The organism is Aeromicrobium sp. IC_218, from assembly GCF_004336805.1.
GTDB lineage: Bacteria > Actinomycetota > Actinomycetes > Propionibacteriales > Nocardioidaceae > Aeromicrobium.
Window position 1 is genome coordinate 1 of sequence record NZ_SJXM01000021.1, and the last position, 15,778, is coordinate 15,778.

Sequence of the window (15,778 nt, forward strand, 5' to 3'; positions counted from 1 at the left end):
CGCGTTTTCGGCGACCTGCCCAGAACACACCAAAGGTTCGGGATCAGCCGTTTCGGTTGAGACAGCCGCTACGCCCACCGGACAGCCGACCCTTCCAGGCCTTCCGCCCCGCCGTGCGGCGCAACAAGAAGAACCATACACACCCCGATCCCGCAACACCAAATCGGGGGTCGTGTGGTCCGCACGACGCCCGTGGACGCCGCCCGAGAAGGCTGGAATCCCGGCCTCCGACCGCGTCCTAGAGGTGGTCGGGGACGATCAGGGCGTCCGGGTCCTGGCGGTGGGGCATGGCCTCCACCGCGGCACGCAGGGTGACCGCCGCGGCCTCCACCTGCTTGCGACGCTTGCGGTCGGACGTCGCGTCCCACGCCCCCGGCTCGGCGCGGTCGACGCGCTCGCGCAGGGCCGTCTCGGCCGCCTCGGCGTACTCGTCGGCGCTGAATTCCGGTGTCGCACCCACGGTCGGACGTTCGGGGAGCGCGGTGAGTCCGGGGATGAGCAGCTTGCTCGAGGCGGACAGCAGCCGGTAGCGGTCCATCTTGGGTAGCTCGGCCCACGTGGACGCACCGACCTTGCGGCGCATGAATCCGGGCAGGGTCTCGAACGCCTGCTGGGCGACGGCCGCGACGGCCACGGTCATCTCGTGCTCGGTGAACCTCATGCGACCTCCTGGACGGACACGCTGGACGCTATCGAACCGTCGCCGGCAGACGGGCGGCGCCGGTCAGACGCCGGCGAGCTCGCCGGTCGGCTCCTCGCCGTGACCCCGGGCCCGGTCGCGTCCGGTGCTGTGCCACTCGCGGACGACGTCGAGCAGGTCCTCGGCCGGCGTCGGACGCGCCAGCAGGAACCCCTGGGCGTACGTCGCCCCGAGGCCGGCGATCGTGCGCAGCTGCTCGGGCGTCTCGACCCCCTCGGCCGTCACCTGGAGCTCCATGGCGTTGGCCAGCAGGATGAGCATCCGCACCACGGCGTGGGCGCTCGGGTTGGTCTCGATCTCCGCGATGAACGCACGGTCGATCTTCAGCCCGTCGACGTCGATCTGGGTCACCTGCTTCAACGACGAGGAGCCGGCCCCCATGTCGTCCCAGGTGAGCAGGACGCCGTCGTCGCGCAGGGCGTTGAGCTGCGGAGCCGCGCGCGCGAGGAGCTCGGGGTCGGTGTCCTCGACCAGCTCCAGGCGCAGCGACCGCGACGGGACGCCGTGTCGGTGCAGCGAGTCCATGACCCGCTCGTGAAGGTCGGTCCGCTCCAGGACGTGCCGGGACAGGTTGACGTTCAGCCAGGGCGGGACGCCCTCGACGCCGGACGCGCGCCAGCGCGCGAAGTCGGCCAGCGCCCGGTCGACGACCCACAGGTCGACCTCGTCGGCCACGCCGAGACGGCCGGCGTCGGCCAGGAACTGGGCCGGGCTCAGCAGGCCGCGGGCCGGGTGGTTCCAGCGCAGCAGCGCCTCGACGCTGCCGAACGCGAAGTCGTCCAGGCTGACGATCGGCTGGTAGAAGAGGGTCAGCTCGTCCTCGGCGATGGCGCGCTCGATGGCCTCGCGGATCTCCTGGTCGGGGTCGCGGTGCAGGCCACCGGCCTCGGTGAGCGTCAGGTGGCCGCGCGCGGGGTCGGACACGACCACGCGTCCTCCCCCGACGTTCTTGGCCGCGTACATGGCCAGGTCGGCCTCGCGGAGCAGGGCCTCGGCGTCGGCAATCCCGCGCCGTCCCACCGCCGCCCCGACGGACGCGCGCAGGCCGGCCTCGTCGCTCAGCGCGAGCCGGAACCCCTCGGCGGCCTGGGCTGCACCCTCCACCACGGACTGGTCGGCGTCCGCGAACGGACGGTCGAGGATGGCCGCGAACTCGTCGCCACCGAGCCGGGCGACCATCTCGCCGGGCTGGGCCTCGCCCGAGAGCGCCTGGGCGGCGTCGCGGAGGGCGTCGTCGCCGGCCTCGTGCCCGAGGCCGTCGTTGATCTGCTTGAAGTCGTCCAGGTCGACGAACAGCACCGCCACGGCGCGGTCGGGGTGCTGGCCGGCCTCGCGGCACATCTCGGCCAGCCGCTCCAGGAAGCGGGCCCGGTTGGGCAGGCCGGTGAGGTCGTCGTGCGAGGCGCGGTTCATGAAGGCGCCGGCCAGGGCCTGCATGACGGCCGCGGACGGCGCGATGCGCAGCTCGTCGCCCGCGCGGACGACCACGTCCTGCCAGCGCTCGCCGGCGTGGGTGAGGATCCGCGTGGCGGCGGTGGTCAGGTCGGTGTCGGCGGCCAGGACGAGCGGGCCCCAGTCGGCGACCGAGCCGATCGAGCGCCGCTGGTTGAGGACGCGTCCGAAGCCCAGCCGTCCGCTCAGGACGTCGACCAGGTGGGTCCGGGTGATGAGGCCGAGGTGCCCGTCCTCACCGTCCACCACGATGCTGGTCAGGGCGGGCTCGGAGACGAAGACCTCCTCCACCTCGACGCAGCTCAGCGAGCCGGCCACCCGCACGGCGGGACGGCTCATCTCGACCAGGTCGCGGCTGGCGGCCGCCGCCAGGGGCTCCAGCCATGCGGCGTCGTCGGTGCTCACTCGAACCAGTATCGGCCAGCGACGACCGCGAGTGAGCGTTTCGGCACGATCGCGGCGTGACGTCCGCCTCCCGCCCTGTCCCCCTCGAGGCCCGGCGACGGACCCGTCGCCGGGATAGCCTCGGCGCGTGACGGAGCGAGAGATCACCGGACCGGTCGACCTGTGCCGCGAGGACGGGTCGCTCGACCCGGACGCCGTCGGCTGGGCCCGACGCCCGCTGCACCGGACGAACCTGCGCCGCCGGCTCGGCCGCGGCTGGGGCCGCACGAAGCGCTGGGAGTACTGGGGCGTCGTCTCGGACAAGTACGTCGTCGGCGTGCAGGTCTCGGCGCTCGACTACGCCGCCGTGCACGGGCTGTACGTCCTGGAGCGCGCGAGCGGACGCGAGTGGCGCGAGGACGCGACCGTGCCGCTGGGCCGCGGCGTCGGGCTGCACGACCACGCCGCGGAGGGCCGGGTCGCGGTCACCAGCGGTCCGATCCGCGTCGTCGCCGACCAGCAGCGCGACCGGACGACGCTGACCGCGCACTCCCCCTCCATCGACCTGGACCTCGTGCTGGACCGCCCGCCGGCGCAGGAGTCGATGAGCGTCGTGGTGCCGTGGAGCTCGTCGCGCTTCCAGTACACGTTGAAGGACCTGGCGCTCACCGCCCGCGGCTCGCTCGTGCTCGACGGCGTCCGGCGCACCCTCGGGCCCGACGCATACGCGGTGCTCGACCACGGCCGCGGCGTGTGGCCCTACAAGGCCACCTGGAACTGGGGTGCCGGCAGCGGCCCCGGCGGCACCGCGGTGCAGCTCGGCGGACGCTGGACCGACGGCACCGGCTCCACCGAGAACGCCCTGCTCGTCGACGGCGTCGTGCACAAGATCGGCCACGACCTGGTCTGGACGTACGACCGGCGCGACTGGTCGCGTCCCTGGCGCGTGGAGGGCGACGGCGTCGACGCGACGCTCACGCCCTTCCACGTCCGGACGGCCAGCACCGAGCTCGGTGTGCTGGGCAGCCACACGCACCAGGCGTTCGGCACGTGGAGCGGCTCGGCGACCGCCGACGACGGCACGACCCTGGACCTGGCCGGCCTCGTCGGCTGGGCCGAGGAGGCCCGCAACCGCTGGTAGCGGTCAGTCCTTGTGGCGCGGCTTGCGCGGGCGCTCGTCGTCGCGCTCGCGGCCCTTCGTCGAGCCGCCCTTGTAGCCGGACTTGTAGCCGCCCTTCGCGCCGCCACCGGCGCCGCGCGGACCACGGTCGGCCTGCAGCTCGATGAGCTTGCCCGAGATGCGGGTGTCGCGCAGCGCGTCCAGGACGTGCTTGGGCAGGTCGGCCGGCAGCTCCACGATCGAGTGGTCGACGCGGATGTCGATCTTGCCGAAGTCGCCGCGCGACAGGCCGCCCTCGTTGGCCAGCGCACCGACGATCTGGCGCGGCAGCACCTTGTGCCGCTTGCCGACGCTGATGCGGTACGGCGCGTAGCGGCCCGACGAGTCGCGGCGCGGGCCACGGTCGTCGCGTCCGGGACGGTCGCCGTCACGACGCTCGCGGCGCTCGCGCAGCTCGCGCGCCGGCGGCTCCGGGTCGGGCTCGAGCAGCAGCGGCTCCTCGCCCTGCAGCGACAGCGCCAGGGCGGCGGCGACGTCCTCGGCCGGGGCGTCGTGGTTCGCCACGTAGTGGTTGACGACGTCGCGGAAGAACGGCAGCCGGTCGCTGCCCAGGGCGGCGGTGATCTGGTCGTCGAAGTTGCTCAGCCGGCTCTCGTTGACGTCCTCGACGCTGGGCAGCGGCATCTTGGTCATCGGCTGGCGGGTGGCCCGCTCGATCGCGCCGAGCAGGCGGCGCTCGCGCGGCGTGATGAAGCTGATCGCGTCACCCTTGCGTCCCGCCCGGCCGGTGCGGCCGATGCGGTGGACGTAGGACTCGGTGTCGGTGGGGATGTCGTAGTTGACCACGTGGCTGATGCGCTCGACGTCCAGGCCGCGCGCGGCGACGTCGGTGGCCACGAGGATGTCCAGGCTGCCGTCCTTGAGCTGGCCGACCGTGCGCTCGCGCTGGGCCTGGGCCACGTCGCCGTTGATGGCCGCGGCCGCGAAGCCGCGGGCGCGCAGACGCTCGGCGAGCTGCTCGGTGGCCTGCTTGGTGCGGACGAAGACGATCATCGCCTCGAAGTTCTCGACCTCGAGGATGCGCGTCATGGCGTCGAGCTTCTGCGGGAAGGACACCTCGAGGTAGCGCTGGGTGATGGTCGAGGACGTCGACGTCTTGCCCTTGACCGTCACCTCGACGGCGTCGTCGAGGTACTTCTCGGCCATGCGCCGGATCGCCGGCGGCATGGTGGCGCTGAACAGCGCGACCTGCTTGTCGTCGGGGGTGTCGGCCAGGATCGTCTCGACGTCCTCGGCGAAGCCCATCGTGAGCATCTCGTCGGCCTCGTCGAGCACCAGGAAGCGCAGCGCCGACAGGTCGAGCGTGCCCTTCTCGAGGTGGTCGATGATGCGGCCGGGGGTGCCGACGACCACGTGCACGCCGCGGCGCAGCGCCGACAGCTGCACGCCGTAGCCCTGTCCGCCGTACACCGGCAGCACCCGCACCTGGGGCAGGTGGGTGGCGTACTTCTCGAACGCCTCCGACACCTGCAGGGCGAGCTCGCGGGTCGGCGCGAGGACGAGCGCCTGCGGCTTGGTCGCCTTCGGGTCGAGCTGCGAGAGCACCGGCACGGCGAACGCGGCGGTCTTGCCGGTGCCGGTCTGGGCCAGGCCGACGACGTGGCGGCCCTCGAGCAGCGGCGGGATGGTGCGCGCCTGGATCGGCGACGGGGTCTCGTAGCCGACGTCGGTGAGCGCCCGCAGCACGGGCTCGGCGACTCCCAGGTCGGCGAACGTCGCCTGCGGGGTCTCGGTCTCGGGCGCGTCAGTGTTCTCGGAGCTCACCGGGCAAGGATAGTCGCCGGGGGCGGGCTGCGAAGAATCGTGGACGTCCGTCACGACCGGGGGTGTCGGACGTCTCAGGTGCGCGTGCCCGGCGCGGCGTCCGGTCCGGCCCCGGCGTCGGTGCCGTCGGGGACGTCCGTGCCGTCGGGCAGGGCGCCACCGGGTCCCCCGCCGCCGGGGCCCGAGGGCAGGCCGCCACCGGACGGGTCGCCGCCGGGCGCCGGGCCCCAGCCGCCGGGGCGGCTGCCGCGCTGGCCGCGACCGTCCGGCGTGCCGGTGGTGTCCTGGCCCGTGCCGTAGCCACGCGTCGTCGACCCGCCGGGGAAGCCGGGTCCGCCGCCACGCCCGCCGGGGCCGGACGAGCTGCCGCCGCTCGCCGCGGCGAGCGCGGCCGCGCCACCGACGCCGAGCAGCAGGGCGCAGGCCGCGGCGACGGCGGCCGTGCGCAGGGACCACGAGGATGTCTGGCTCATGCCGCCAGGGTGCGGGCCCCGGCTGTGCCCGACCTGTGCGTGACGCCGCAGGAGGCTGTGACGACGCCACAGGATGTTCACAGGATTCTCCCAGGAGACGTCCAGCCCCCGGTGCCACGATGGCTTCGTGGAAGCCACTCTCCAGCGCCCCGACGGATCCCCCCTGCGCGTGCTCGTCGTCGACGACGAGGTCAACATCGCCGAGCTGCTGCGCATGGCGCTGCGCTACGAGGGCTGGGAGGTCAGCGTCGCGCACACCGGCCGCGCGGCCGTGCAGACCGCCCGCGAGGTGCGCCCGGACGCCGTCGTCCTGGACTGGATGCTGCCCGACTTCGACGGCCTGGAGGTGCTGCGCAAGGTGCGCACCGAGCTGCCCGACGTCCCGGTGCTGTTCCTCACCGCCCGGGACGCCGTGGAGGACCGCGTCGCCGGCCTGACCGCGGGCGGCGACGACTACGTCACCAAGCCGTTCAGCCTCGAGGAGGTCGTCGCCCGGCTGCGCGGCCTCATGCGCCGCGCCGGTGCGGCCGACGTCCGTCCCGGCCACGTGCTCACCGTCGGCGACCTCGTGCTGGACGAGGACAGCCACGACGTGACTCGCGGCGGCGACCCGGTCGCCCTCACCGCGACCGAGTTCGAGCTGCTGCGCTTCCTCATGCGCAACCCGCGCCGGGTGCTGAGCAAGGCGCAGATCCTCGACCGCGTGTGGAACTACGACTTCGGCGGCCAGGCCAACGTGGTCGAGCTGTACATCTCCTACCTGCGCAAGAAGATCGACGCCGGACGCGCCCCGATGATCCACACCCGCCGCGGCGCGGGGTACGTCCTCAAGCCCGCCGAGCAGGACTGACGTGCGCCGGCTGCTGCCCGCCTCGCTCACCGGACGGCTCGTCGTCGCGGTCGTCACGCTCACCGCGCTCGTCGCCGTGCTGGTCGGGACGAGCGTCACCCTGGTGATGCGCTCGTACCTGACCGACCGGCTCGACCAGCAGCTCACCGAGTCCGTCGGCCGCGCCCGGGCCGACCTGCTGCGCAACGGCTTCGGCGACGACGACCGGCGTCCCCCGCCCGGCCAGTCCGACGGCCTGCTCAGCCTCATCACCGACGGCCAGCGCGCGATCGCCACCTACATCGACACCGAGGGCGACCTGCTCGCGGTGCCCTCGCGCGTCCAGTCCGAGCTCGCCGACACCCCGGCCGACGGCGAGGCGCACCACCACGACCTGCCCAAGTACGGCTCGTACCGCGCCGTCGCGGTGACCGAGGACGGGCTCACCACCGTGGTGGCGCTGCCGACCCGCGACGTCGACGAGACCATCGCCAGCCTGCTGTGGTGGGAGGTGCTGCTCGGGCTCGCCGCCACGGTCGCCGCGGGCGTGGCCGGACGCGCGATCGTCCGCCACCAGCTGCGTCCGCTGCGCGAGGTGGCCCAGGCCGCCCACGAGGTGACCGAGCTGCCGCTGTCCTCGGGCAAGGTCGACATGGACGTCCGCCTGCCCGCGCGGCTCACCGATCCCGCGACCGAGGTCGGCGCCGTCGGCGACTCGCTCAACCACCTGCTCGACCACGTCGCGACGTCCCTGGACGCCCGGCACGCGTCCGAGCAGCAGCTGCGCCGCTTCCTGGCCGACGCCTCGCACGAGCTGCGCACCCCGCTGGCCACCATCGCCGGCTACGCCGAGCTCTCGCGCCGCACGCCCGACGACGCCGCCGAGCTCGACCAGGCGATGCGCAAGGTCGAGTCGGAGGCGTCCCGGATGTCCGGCCTCGTCGAGGACATGCTGCTCCTGGCGCGGCTCGACGCGGGCCGGCCGCTGGAGCGCGAGCCGGTCGACCTGACCCTGCTGGTCATGGAGGCGCTCGACGACGCGCGGGTGGTGGACGCCGAGCGCACCTGGCGCCTGGACCTGCCCGACGAGCCGGTCGGCACGCTCGGCGACGAGCAGCGCCTGCACCAGGTGGTGACGAACCTGCTCGGCAACGCCACGCGGCACACCCCGCCGGGGACGACCGTCACCGCCGGGCTGCGGGCCGAGGACGACCACGCGGTGATCACCGTCCACGACGACGGTCCCGGCGTGCCCGCCCCGCTGCAGCGCACCATCTTCGAGCGGTTCAGCCGCGGCGACTCCTCGCGCACCCGTGCGTCCGGCGGCGCCGGGCTGGGGATGTCGCTGGTGCGCGCGATCGCCGAGTCGCACGGCGGGTCGGCGTCGCTGCACAGCGTCCCCGGCGACACCACGTTCACGGTGACGCTCCCCCTTCACAGGTAGGCCACAGTCACACCACACCGCCGCGCCAGCGCCGCTGACGACGGTGGTGACATGCAGCAGAGCATCCTCGACCCCCGCCCCTCGGAGCCCGACGCTCCCCCACGTCCGCCGGCCGCGCCGACGGCCCGCGACCGCGCCGTCGCGCACGCCCGCCGCCTCTGGCGCGGACGCCCGCAGGACCCGGTGTGGGCCCGCCCGGCCCTGCTGGGGCTGCTGACGGCCACGCTGCTCCTGTACGTCTGGGGCCTGGGCGCGTCCGGCTGGGCGAACTCCTTCTACTCCGCGGCCGTCCAGGCCGGGTCGGACTCGTGGAAGGCGTTCTTCTTCGGCGCCTCGGACGCCGCCGGCTCGATCACCGTCGACAAGCCGCCGCTGGCGCTGTGGCCGATGGCGCTGTCGGTACGGATCCTCGGCCTGTCGTCGTGGAGCATCCTGCTCCCGCAGGCGCTCATGGGGGTCGCCACCGTCGCCCTGCTGCACGCCACCGTGCGGCGCGCGACCGGCAGCCCGGCCGCGGGCCTGCTCGCCGGCGTCGTCATGGCCACCACCCCGGTCGCCGTGCTGATGTTCCGGTTCAACAACCCGGACGCCCTGCTGGTGCTGCTCATGACCGGTGCCGTCTACGCCACGCTGCGCGCCCTCGAGCGTCCCGAGCGGGCCGTCCGCTGGCTCGTGCTGGGCGGCGCGCTCGTGGGGCTGGCCTTCCTCACCAAGACCCTGCAGGCGTTCCTGGTGCTGCCCGCCCTCGCGCTCACCTACGCGCTCTGCGCCGCGGTGCCGCTCGGACGCCGGCTGGTGCACCTGCTCGCGGCGTTCGGCGCGATGCTCGTCGCCGGGGGCTGGTGGGTCGCCGTCGTCGAGCTGTGGCCGGCGTCCAGCCGTCCGTGGGTCGGCGGCTCGCAGACGAACTCGTTCCTCGAGCTCACCTTCGGCTACAACGGCTTCGGCCGCCTGACCGGCGAGGAGACCGGCTCGGTCGGCGGCGGAGGCGGCGGAGGCTGGGGCGAGACCGGCCTGCTGCGGATGTTCGGCAGCGAGGTGGCCGGCCAGGTCGCGTGGCTGCTGCCGGCCGCCGGGATCCTGCTGGTCGCCGCGCTGTGGCTGACCCTGCGCCGGAGCGGGCTGCGCGCCGGGCGGACCAGCCCGGTCACCGCCTCGCTCGTGGTGTGGGGGCTGTGGCTCGTCGTCACGGCCCTGACCTTCAGCCTCATGGCCGGCATCTTCCACGCCTACTACACGGTCGCGCTCTCCCCGGCCGTCGCCGCGCTCGTGGGCACCGGCGCCTGGGTCCTGTGGACGCACCGCGCGTCCCTCGGCACCACGTTCGCCGCCACCGTCACCGTCGCGTTCTCCAGCGCGTACGCGTTCACGCTGCTCGGCCGCACGCCCGACTTCGCGCCGTGGCTGCGCTGGGTCGTGGTGGTGGTCGGCCTCGTGGCGGCCGCGCTCCTGCTGCTGCACCGTCTGCTCCCCGCGCGTGCGGCGGCGGCGGTCGCGGTCGCCGCGGTGATCGCGGTGCTGGCCGGCCCCTCGGCGTACGCCCTGGAGACCGCGGCCACGCCGCACTCGGGCTCGATCCCCTCGGCCGGACCGTCCGGCGGCACCGGCGGCGGGTTCGGCGGACGCGGCGGCGGGCCGGGCGGGATGCCCGGTGGGATGCCCGGCGGCGCGAACGGCACCATGCCGGGCGGGACGCCCCCGGGCGGCACCGCCGGCACGCAGCCGGGCACGGGCAACGGCACCCAGCCTGGCGCCGGCACGGGCACCAGCCCGGGCGGCGGCACCGGTCGCACCGGCGGCCTGCTCAACGGCAGCGAGCCGACCGACGCGCTGACCGAGCTGCTGGCCCAGGACGCCGACAGCTACACCTGGGTGGCCGCGGCCATCGGGTCGAACAGCGCCGCGGGCTACCAGCTCGCGACGCAGGAGCCGGTCATGCCGATCGGCGGCTTCAACGGCACCGACCCGAGCCCGACCCTGGCCGAGTTCCAGCAGCTCGTCGCGGACGGCGAGATCCACTGGTTCATCGGCGGCGGCGGTGGCGGTGGCATGCGCGCCGGCGGCAGCGGCACCAGCGAGCAGATCTCGAGCTGGGTCGAGGAGACGTTCGACGCCCGGACCGTCGACGGCGTGACGCTGTACGACCTCTCGGAGGGCGTCCAGTGACCGCCGGACAGACCGCCGAGCGCACGCTCGTCGAGCCCGGCCTCGCCCGGCCCGTCCTGGACGTCGTCATCCCGGTGTTCAACGAGCAGGACGCGCTGGTGGGGGCGGTCGAGACCGTCCGCGCCCACCTGGCCACGCTGCCGTACGCCGCTCGCGTGACGATCGCCGACAACGCGAGCACCGACGCCACCGAGCTGCTCGGCCACCAGCTGGCCCAGGCGCACGACGACGTCCGCATGGTGCGGCTCGCGCAGAAGGGTCGCGGCCGCGCGCTCAAGCAGGTGTGGTCGCGCTCGGACGCCGAGGTGCTCGTCTACATGGACGTGGACCTGTCGACGGACCTCAACGCGCTGCTGCCCCTGGTGGCACCGCTCATCAGCGGCCACTCGGACGTGGCGATCGGGTCCCGGCTGAGCCCGGCGTCCCGCACGGTGCGCGGACCGCGCCGCGAGGTGATCTCGCGCTGCTACAACGTGCTGCTGCGCGGCACCTTGCGCGCCCGGTTCCGCGACGCGCAGTGCGGGTTCAAGGCCATCCGGCGCGACGTCGCCGCCGAGCTGCTGCCGCTGGTCGAGGACGACGAGTGGTTCTTCGACACCGAGCTGCTCGTGCTCGCCGAGCGGGCCGGGCTGCGCATCCACGAGGTGCCGGTCGACTGGGTCGACGACCCGGACAGCTCGGTCGACGTCGTCCGCACCGCGCTGCAGGACCTGCGCGGCATGGCCCGGCTCGGTGGGGCGCTGGTGCGCGGACGCCTGCCGCTCGCCGAGGTGCAGGCGCGACTCGGCCGGGTCTACCGCGAGGGCGGTGAGGGACGGCTGCGGGCCCAGGTCGCGGTCTTCGCCGCGATCGGCGTCGCGTCCACGCTGGCGTACGCGCTGCTGTACGTCCTGCTGCGGCACGCGGTGCCGGCGCAGGCCGCGAACGCGCTCGCGCTGGTGCTCACGGCGGTCGCCAACACGGCCGCGAACCGCCGGCTGACGTTCGGCGTCCGCGGGCGGGGCCGGGCGGTGACGCACCAGGCGCAGGGCCTGCTCGTCCTGGGCTGCGGGCTCGTCCTCACGAGCGCGTCGCTGTGGCTGCTGCACCGCGTCTCGGGGAGCGACCATCCGCTCGCCGAGGTCGTGGTGCTGACGTTGGCGAACCTGTGCGTGACGGTGCTGCGCTTCGTGGCGATGCGCACGTGGATCTTCCGCCGGGGTCGGACCGGGGTCGTCGACGGCCGCGTGGACGAGGACCGGGGCATGCAGCATGATCGAGCGCATGAAGCTGACTGAGTCGTTCGCGTACGAGGGCGCCACGCCCGACCAGGTCTACGCCCTGATCACCGACCCCGCGTTCCGCACCGAGTCCGCCGAGGCCGACGGCGCCACCGAGCACGACGTCACCGTCACCCCGCGCGGCGAGGGCCACGAGGTCTCGATCGTCCGCACGATGCCGGCCGAGCTGCCCGACTTCGTCAAGAAGATCACCGGGAGCACGGTGACCGTCCACCAGACCGAGGTCTGGGGCGGCCCGGCGGCCGACGGCACCCGCACGGCGGACGTGAAGGTCGAGATCAAGGGCCAGCCGGCCACGATGAAGGGCGTCGCGACGCTGCTGCCGAACGGCACCGGCACCGCGTTCGAGGTGGACGGCGACGTCAAGGTCGCGATCCCGTTCATCGGCAAGAAGATCGAGCCCGAGGTGCACAAGGCCGTCGTCGCCTCGCTGCGCCACGAGGTGCAGCTGGGGCTCACCAAGCTCTAGCGGCTCACCCCGGCTCGGCGGGCTAGGACCGGGTGAGGGCCTCGAGGACGGCACCGAGCTCCTGGCGCGCGTACCAGGCCAGGTCGCCGGTGCCGTCGGCGTCGACGTGGATGGAGTCGACGTCGTCCAGCGCGATCGGGGCGTCCTCGTCGTCGAGCTCGGCGACGACCGCGGCGTCGCCCGCCTCGGCCGCGGCCTCGAGGGCGGCGGCCTCGTCCTCCTCGTCGTCGGTGGCGGCCACGAACCGCTCGCCGGCCAGCGCCGTGCCCTGCGTGTGCAGCGCCTCGAGCTCGTCACGGGTCACGCCTGCGTAGATCCTCATCGGGTCCTCATCGTCGGGGCCGCTGACGTCCGCGCGGAGCCCTGCTCCGGCTGCCGACGCCCTCGACCAGCTCCACCAGCGCCTCGTCGACGCACTGGGCCAGGACGTCCAGGTCGCGCATCGCGTCGCGGTCGCCCACCAGACCGTAGAACACCCGCCCGGCGTACGACGTGACGCCGATGGCCAGCGCGCGGCTGCCGGTCAGCGGCAGGGCCGGGTAGACCTCGCTGAGCCGCTGCCCGGCCATGTAGACCGGGTCCTGCGGACCGGGGACGTTGGTGACCAGCAGCTGGTAGCCGCGGCCGGACTCCGCCTCACCGACCCGGGCGCCGACCGCGTGGAACGTGGACGTCGCGAACCCCGGCAGGCCGGCGAGCCGGTTGGCCGCGACCGCGGAGCCGGTCTCGCGGTGGCCCTTGAGCGCGTACGAGACCTGGTGCAACCGGACGACCGGGTTGGCCTCCCCCACCGGCAGCGACAGAAGGTGGCCGCGCACCTTGGTGCCGAACGTCGTGGGCAGGCCGTCCTCGGCGTCGACCGACATCGGCACGAGCGCGCGGACGCGGGTGCCCGAGCTGAGCGCCTCGCCACGGGTGAGCATCCAGCCGCGCAGCCCGCCGGCGATCGCGGCCAGCACGACGTCGTTGACCGTGCCGCCGTGCGCGTCGCGGACCAGGCGGTGGTCGTCGAGCGCGGCCGAGACGGTGGCGAAGCGGCGGCTCTGGCCGAGCGAGGCGGTCAGCGCGTGCCCGACCGGCGGCTGCTTGGGCACGACCGCGGGCGTGCGACCGAGCACCTTGCGCAGCTGGAACTCCGCGACGCCGAGGCCCTCGGCCGGGTGGGTGACGTTGCGCCGCACGGTGCGGGCGAGCAGCTGGGCGGACGTCGGCGCGGGGTGGGGCGACCACGTGTCGTCGGGGAGGTCGCGCTCGTGCGGCGTCTCCTCGAGCAGCACCTGGGCGAGGTCGATCGTCTCCGACCCGTCGACGAGCGCCTGGTGCGCCTTGAACAGCAGCGCGACGCGTCCGTCGGTCATGCCCTCGACGAGGTACAGCTCCCAGAGCGGACGCGCGGGGTCGAGCCGGCGGGCGACCAGGCGGCCCACCAGGTCGAGCAGCGCCTCGGGCCCGCCGGGGCTGGGCAGGGCCGATCGGCGCACGTGCAGGCTGAGGTCGAAGTGCTGGTCGTCGACCCAGACCGGCGTGCCGAGCAGCGGGACCGGACGGGCGACCTGGCGGTAGCGCGGCACGAGGTCGATGCGCTCGGAGATCAGCCGGACCAGCCGCTCGTGGTCGAGCGGGACGTCGCCCTGCTCGAGCACGGCGAGCGAGGCGACCTGGCGCGGCTGGGTGGCGGTGTCACGCGCCAGCAGGGACGCGTCCAGCGGGGTCATGCGGCGCACCGGCCACCTCCTTCGGCCTCGGACGCTACCACCGCGGTCAGGCACCCACCGGCTGGTCGAGCAGCGTCCGGCGCACGTCGCGGGCGAGCGTCCCGAGCGCGGCGGTGAGCGGCGACCCGGACGCCCGCTCGCGCAGGGTCGCCCCGTGCATGAGCGCCGTGTCGAGGGCGGCGCGGTCGTACGGCAGGACGTGGTCGGGCACCAGGCCGGTGAGCCGCTCGAGCGTCCGGGCCACCTCGTCCGGCGACCAGCCCAGCGACGGCCGGGCGCCGTTGACGACGAGCCGCAGCCGCGCGCCCGGCACCGTCTCGGCCAGCTCCGCGACGGCGCGGACCAGCCGGGACAGACCCACCGGGTCGGCCGCCGCGACCACGACGACCTCGTCGGCCGCCTCCAGCGAGAGCCGGGTCAGCTGGTGCCGTCGTGGCCCGCCCCGGTCGAAGCTGCCGCCGTCCTCCAGGCAGAAGCCCGCGTCGACGACGGTCACCTCCGCGAGAGCGCGGCACTGCGCGAGGACGAGCTCGAAGGCGCCCGCTCGCACGTGCGGCCACATGTCGGCTCGGGGCAGGCCGGTCAGCAGCACCAGCCGGTCGGCCACCGTCACGGCGTGACGGGCGACCGCGTCGGGCTCGCCCGCGTTGCTCGCCCGGGCGGCGGCCAGCAGGCCGCTGACCTCGTCCAGGACGCCCAGCGACTGGGCCAGGGTGCCGCCGAACGGGTCGGCGTCCACGACCGCGGTGCTCGTGCCGGCCGCCGCGAGCTCCGCGGCCAGGCCGAGCGCGACCGTGCTGCGTCCCGGCGCGCCGACCGGGCCCCACACGGCGACGATGCAGCCGTCGGCGGCGGGACGCCCGGGCGGCGGTTCGAGCAGGTCGTCGCCGAGCCGCGCCACCTCGTGCCGCGCGACGACCCGGACGACGCCGAGCGGCGCCACCCGCTCGGGCTCCGCCTCGACCGCGACCACGTGCACCCCGTCCTGCTGCAGGCGCCACACGACGTCCGCGTCGAGGCCGGGCAGGTCCTGGTCGACCAGCGCGACCGCCCCCGGACGTCCGTCGGACGCCACGAGCAGGTCGGCCACGTCGACGCAGCGGCGCAGGAGCAGCAGGGCGGGGTCGGTCTCGACCGTGCGCAGGACGTCCGGCTCCCAGGCGGCCCCGGCCGCCGCGACGAGGACGTCCATCAGCGCACCCGGACGAGGGTCACGTGTCGCGCGGAGACCGCGGCGACGACCTGGGACTGCAGGGCGTCCGACGCCACCGCGACGACGACGGTGCGGGCGGTCTGGCCCAGGGACGGGTCGGCCCGGCCCGCCGAGACGACGCGCGCGTCGGACAGGACGCGGTCGGCCGGCTCGGTGACGCCCTGGCCCGGCGCCGGACCGGCCCAGACGTCGACGCGGTCGCCGGCGGACAGGTCGGCGGGGTACGAACCCTCCTCGACCTTGAGCGGCAGCTCGTGCCCCTCGGACGTCGCGGCCGTGGTCAGGGCCGTCGCGTCGAGCAGGGATCCCGCCGGGACGTCGCGCGCCCACACCCGACCCTCGAGCGCGGGCGGCTCGTCGGCGGTGAGGTAGCGCCGGGCGCTGTCGTCGTCGAGCCGCGCGCGGACCGGCTCGAGCTGGTCCGCGCTCACCGGACCCGCCGCACGGACGTCGTCCGAGAGGGCCCAGTACGCGACGGTGTCGTCCTGGCTGGCCACGAGCCGGGCCCCGCCGACGGTCGCGCCGAGCACGAGCACGAGCGCCACGAGCAGGCGTGGGTCGCGCCAGGTCCGTCCGGGCAGCCGCCGCGCCGGTCGTACCGGCGCCTGGTCCGCGCTCTTCCTCGTCGTCATCGAACCCCCCGCAGGTCGTCTGGTGAGGCCATTCGACCGTGCCGGCGGGGCACCCGTCCAGAGCATCCCGGGTTGTC

At 74.6% G+C, this 15,778-nt stretch carries 14 protein-coding genes; 6 read left to right on the forward strand and 8 right to left on the reverse strand.

Annotated elements, in window-relative coordinates; all coding sequences use genetic code 11:
* Nucleotides 1-238: 238 nt before the first annotated feature.
* Both E0W78_RS15990 and E0W78_RS15995 read right to left on the reverse strand, forming a co-directional pair.
* Entirely contained in the window at nucleotides 239-661 is a 423-nt protein-coding gene (locus tag E0W78_RS15990; protein WP_131404933.1) for a hypothetical protein, read from the reverse strand.
* A gap of 63 nt (nucleotides 662-724) precedes the next feature.
* The gene (locus tag E0W78_RS15995; protein WP_131404934.1) at nucleotides 725-2,557 is read right to left on the reverse strand and encodes an EAL domain-containing protein; all 1,833 of its coding nucleotides are present in this window, start codon (nucleotides 2,555-2,557) and stop codon (nucleotides 725-727) included.
* Between the two features lie 127 nt (nucleotides 2,558-2,684).
* Between E0W78_RS15995 and E0W78_RS16000 the strand changes: the two genes are divergently transcribed.
* Nucleotides 2,685-3,677, forward strand: a complete 993-nt coding sequence (locus E0W78_RS16000; protein ID WP_131404935.1) for a DUF2804 domain-containing protein — start codon at nucleotides 2,685-2,687, stop codon at nucleotides 3,675-3,677.
* A gap of 3 nt (nucleotides 3,678-3,680) precedes the next feature.
* Here the strand turns inward: E0W78_RS16000 and E0W78_RS16005 are convergent, their stop codons facing one another.
* On the reverse strand, nucleotides 3,681-5,480 hold the full coding sequence (locus E0W78_RS16005; protein ID WP_131404936.1) for a DEAD/DEAH box helicase: 1,800 nt from the start codon (nucleotides 5,478-5,480) through the stop codon (nucleotides 3,681-3,683).
* A 74-nt stretch (nucleotides 5,481-5,554) separates the two neighbouring features.
* Entirely contained in the window at nucleotides 5,555-5,953 is a 399-nt protein-coding gene (locus E0W78_RS16010; protein ID WP_131404937.1) for a hypothetical protein, read from the reverse strand.
* A gap of 127 nt (nucleotides 5,954-6,080) precedes the next feature.
* Here E0W78_RS16010 and E0W78_RS16015 point away from each other — a divergent pair, with 127 nt between their 5' ends.
* Genes E0W78_RS16015 through E0W78_RS16035 form a run of 5 tightly spaced genes read left to right on the forward strand, consistent with a single transcriptional unit; the run spans nucleotide 6,081 to nucleotide 12,141 of the window.
* On the forward strand, nucleotides 6,081-6,803 hold the full coding sequence (locus E0W78_RS16015) for a response regulator transcription factor (protein WP_242686389.1): 723 nt from the start codon (nucleotides 6,081-6,083) through the stop codon (nucleotides 6,801-6,803).
* A gap of 1 nt (nucleotide 6,804) precedes the next feature.
* Nucleotides 6,805-8,226 carry a HAMP domain-containing sensor histidine kinase gene (locus E0W78_RS16020; protein ID WP_131404939.1) on the forward strand — a complete coding sequence of 474 codons (1,422 nt, stop codon included), beginning with the start codon at nucleotides 6,805-6,807 and terminating at the stop codon, nucleotides 8,224-8,226.
* Nucleotides 8,227-8,277: 51 nt separating this feature from the next.
* Nucleotides 8,278-10,392 (forward strand): glycosyltransferase family 39 protein, encoded by a 2,115-nt coding sequence (locus E0W78_RS16025; protein WP_131404940.1) that lies wholly within the window; start codon nucleotides 8,278-8,280, stop codon nucleotides 10,390-10,392.
* Entirely contained in the window at nucleotides 10,389-11,669 is a 1,281-nt protein-coding gene (locus E0W78_RS16030; protein ID WP_131404941.1) for a bifunctional glycosyltransferase family 2/GtrA family protein, read from the forward strand. The genes E0W78_RS16025 and E0W78_RS16030 overlap by 4 nt, the downstream gene beginning before the upstream one ends.
* Nucleotides 11,656-12,141 (forward strand): DUF2505 domain-containing protein, encoded by a 486-nt coding sequence (locus E0W78_RS16035; RefSeq protein ID WP_165570548.1) that lies wholly within the window; start codon nucleotides 11,656-11,658, stop codon nucleotides 12,139-12,141. The genes E0W78_RS16030 and E0W78_RS16035 overlap by 14 nt, the downstream gene beginning before the upstream one ends.
* A gap of 22 nt (nucleotides 12,142-12,163) precedes the next feature.
* On the opposite strand, the gene E0W78_RS16665 is transcribed toward E0W78_RS16035, so the two are convergent.
* The 4 genes from E0W78_RS16665 to E0W78_RS16055 are packed head-to-tail and all read right to left on the reverse strand — an operon-like array spanning nucleotide 12,164 to nucleotide 15,701.
* Nucleotides 12,164-12,463 carry a hypothetical protein gene (locus tag E0W78_RS16665; RefSeq protein ID WP_165570549.1) on the reverse strand — a complete coding sequence of 100 codons (300 nt, stop codon included), beginning with the start codon at nucleotides 12,461-12,463 and terminating at the stop codon, nucleotides 12,164-12,166.
* A 7-nt stretch (nucleotides 12,464-12,470) separates the two neighbouring features.
* The gene (locus E0W78_RS16045) at nucleotides 12,471-13,856 is read right to left on the reverse strand and encodes a wax ester/triacylglycerol synthase family O-acyltransferase (RefSeq protein ID WP_131404962.1); all 1,386 of its coding nucleotides are present in this window, start codon (nucleotides 13,854-13,856) and stop codon (nucleotides 12,471-12,473) included.
* Nucleotides 13,857-13,902: 46 nt separating this feature from the next.
* Nucleotides 13,903-15,048: a hypothetical protein gene (locus tag E0W78_RS16050; RefSeq protein ID WP_131404943.1), complete on the reverse strand. Its 1,146-nt coding sequence runs from the start codon at nucleotides 15,046-15,048 to the stop codon at nucleotides 13,903-13,905.
* Nucleotides 15,048-15,701: a flagellar biosynthesis protein FlgA gene (locus tag E0W78_RS16055; protein ID WP_131404944.1), complete on the reverse strand. Its 654-nt coding sequence runs from the start codon at nucleotides 15,699-15,701 to the stop codon at nucleotides 15,048-15,050. Before E0W78_RS16055 ends, E0W78_RS16050 begins: the two co-directional genes overlap by 1 nt.
* Nucleotides 15,702-15,778 lie beyond the last annotated feature (77 nt).

Coding starts and splice junctions, on each gene's coding strand:
- E0W78_RS16050 (WP_131404943.1), bottom strand. CDS start 15,048: ATGGACGTCCTCGTCGCGGCGGCCGGGGCCGCCTGGGAGCCGGACGTC.
- E0W78_RS16010 (WP_131404937.1), bottom strand. CDS start 5,953: ATGAGCCAGACATCCTCGTGGTCCCTGCGCACGGCCGCCGTCGCCGCG.
- E0W78_RS16045 (WP_131404962.1), bottom strand. CDS start 13,856: ATGACCCCGCTGGACGCGTCCCTGCTGGCGCGTGACACCGCCACCCAG.
- E0W78_RS16035 (WP_165570548.1), top strand. CDS start 11,656: ATGAAGCTGACTGAGTCGTTCGCGTACGAGGGCGCCACGCCCGACCAG.
- E0W78_RS15990 (WP_131404933.1), bottom strand. CDS start 661: ATGAGGTTCACCGAGCACGAGATGACCGTGGCCGTCGCGGCCGTCGCC.
- E0W78_RS16025 (WP_131404940.1), top strand. CDS start 8,278: ATGCAGCAGAGCATCCTCGACCCCCGCCCCTCGGAGCCCGACGCTCCC.
- E0W78_RS16055 (WP_131404944.1), bottom strand. CDS start 15,701: ATGACGACGAGGAAGAGCGCGGACCAGGCGCCGGTACGACCGGCGCGG.
- E0W78_RS16665 (WP_165570549.1), bottom strand. CDS start 12,463: ATGAGGATCTACGCAGGCGTGACCCGTGACGAGCTCGAGGCGCTGCAC.